Origin of the sequence: Streptosporangium carneum, from assembly GCF_027922005.1 — a bacterium.
GTDB classification, from domain to species: domain Bacteria; phylum Actinomycetota; class Actinomycetes; order Streptosporangiales; family Streptosporangiaceae; genus Streptosporangium; species Streptosporangium carneum.
This window is the reverse complement of the sequence record NZ_BSEV01000168.1, coordinates 1-522: the sequence shown is the minus strand read 5'-3', so window position 1 is coordinate 522 and position 522 is coordinate 1. Positions and strand designations below refer to the sequence as shown.

Annotated in this window: 1 protein-coding gene; it reads left to right on the top strand. The window is 63.2% G+C overall.

What is annotated here, in order from left to right; genetic code table 11:
- Nucleotides 1–89: 89 nt before the first annotated feature.
- Nucleotides 90–522 (top strand): lysophospholipid acyltransferase family protein (locus tag PKF00_RS45095; RefSeq protein WP_271223811.1); only part of this gene is annotated, 433 nt, incomplete at its 3' end.

Below are 522 nucleotides of genomic sequence, written 5' to 3'. Positions count from 1 at the left end.
GGGGCATCGCGCCTGTGGCTGCAGGAATATGCCAAATTCACCGCCGTGTGGCTGCGCCAGACCGTTACACCGCGTCCCGAAAGCGTCTGATGACCCTGATCCGCTCGCTCGTCTTCTACATCTACATGTATTCGCTCATGGTCTTCATGGGCCTGGTCGGTCTGCCTCTGCTGCTGGGGCCACGCACCTGGTCGCGCAGCTGGCTTCGGGCCTATCTCAAAATGCTCTGGTTCGGCCTGCGCTGGATCTACGGCATCACCTTCGAGGTGCGCGGCCGCGAACACCTGCCCGCAGGCGGCGCGCTGGTTGCCTCCAAGCATATGAGCATGTGGGAGACGCTCGCCTTCTGGGAAATCCTGCCCGATCCGGCGATCATCCTGAAACACACCCTCACCTACATGCCCTTCTTCGGCTGGTTTGCCGTCAAGCTGGGCAATATCTCGGTGAACCGGAAGAAGGGCGCCAGCGCGCTGAAGGGCATGATGCGCGATGCGGCCCGCCGGGCCGGCGAGGACCGCCAGA